Origin of the sequence: Micromonospora sicca, from assembly GCF_003172935.1 — a bacterium.
GTDB lineage: Bacteria > Actinomycetota > Actinomycetes > Mycobacteriales > Micromonosporaceae > Micromonospora > Micromonospora sicca.
This window is the reverse complement of record NZ_QGKS01000037.1, coordinates 1-1,262: the sequence shown is the minus strand read 5'-3', so window position 1 is coordinate 1,262 and position 1,262 is coordinate 1. Positions and strand designations below refer to the sequence as shown.

The 1,262-nt window shown below is 62.6% G+C and carries 2 protein-coding genes; both read left to right on the top strand.

The genetic code is table 11. The features are described 5' to 3' along the window. The first annotated feature begins 463 nt into the window (after positions 1-463). Positions 464-1,135 (top strand): reverse transcriptase domain-containing protein, encoded by a 672-nt coding sequence (locus DKT69_RS00215; protein ID WP_255544865.1) that lies wholly within the window; start codon positions 464-466, stop codon positions 1,133-1,135. Between the two features lie 49 nt (positions 1,136-1,184). Then, positions 1,185-1,262 (top strand): helix-turn-helix domain-containing protein (locus tag DKT69_RS41325; protein ID WP_438361781.1); only part of this gene is annotated, 78 nt, incomplete at its 3' end.

The window sequence follows — 1,262 nt, the reverse complement described above, 5'->3', positions numbered from 1 at the left end:
TTCGCCGCGGTCCGCTCCTACCTGTCCACCGCCGCCAAGCACGGCCTGGACGCACTCGACGTGCTCAAACAGCTGTTCACCACCGGACCGTGGATGCCCCCAGCTCACTCAAGCTGAATACGTACGGGCGATAGGGAGTATCTCGAAGCGGGAGGACCGTGAGGGAGTGAGTACCGTCGCGGGGCGCGCTGGCGGACCGGTTCGTAGTAGCGGTGAAGGTCCTGTAATCGGACTGGAGCGAAGGGGCCGGGTTGTTCGTGACTGTGTTCGTTCGATCAACCGGACGTGAGTCCGGGAGGAGTCGCGTGGACGAGTTGAAAGCACCAGGCAAGCCGTTCGATATTTCGAAGCGGGCTGTCTGGGAGGCGTGGGAGAAAGTCAAGGCGAACAAGGGTGCACCGGGTGTGGATGGGAGATCGATCGCCGCGTTCGAGGCTGACCTCAAGGGAAATCTGTATAGGGTCTGGAATCGGATGTCGTCGGGATCGTATTTCCCGCCGCCGGTGCGTGCGGTGGAGATCGCGAAGGCTACGGGAAGGGCACCAGAATTTTGGGGGTGCCCACGGTGGCCGATCGGGTCGCGCAGACGGTGGTGGCCAGGGTGTTGGAGGGCAAGGTCGAGTCGATCTTCCATCCGGACTCGTATGGGTATCGTCCGATGCGTTCTGCCCTCGACGCGGTAGCGGCGTGTCGCCGGCGGTGCTGGCAGACGAACTGGGTGATCGACTTGGACATCGCCAAGTTCTTCGACAGCGTGCCGTGGGACCTCGTGGTCAAAGCAGTCGAGGCGAACACCGAGTTGCCGTGGGTGGTGCTGTATGTGAAACGGTGGCTCGAAGCGCCGTTGCAGCTGCCCGACGGGTCGTTGCAGATCCGGGAGCGGGGGACCCCGCAAGGTTCCGCGGTCTCGCCCGTACTCGCCAATCTATTTCTGCACTACGCGTTCGATGCATGGATGGCCCGGGAGTTCCCGGGCGTCGGCTTCGAACGCTATGTGGATGACGCGGTGGTGCACTGCGTCAGCGAGGTCCAAGCCCGGCAAGTGCTGGCGGCCCTCGGGAAGAGGATGGCAGAGGTAGGGCTGGAACTGCATCCCGACAAGACCAGAATTGTGGGCAGGTTCAGCCGGTCGTAGCATTTGATCTTGGCGGTTGGGTGGGACAGGATGTTCCGCTGTGCGTGCGATGTTGACCTTGGGTGATCGGGAAGAGATATCCCGTGGCCTGGCCGAAGGCTTGGAGTTCAAGCAGATCGCGGTCCTG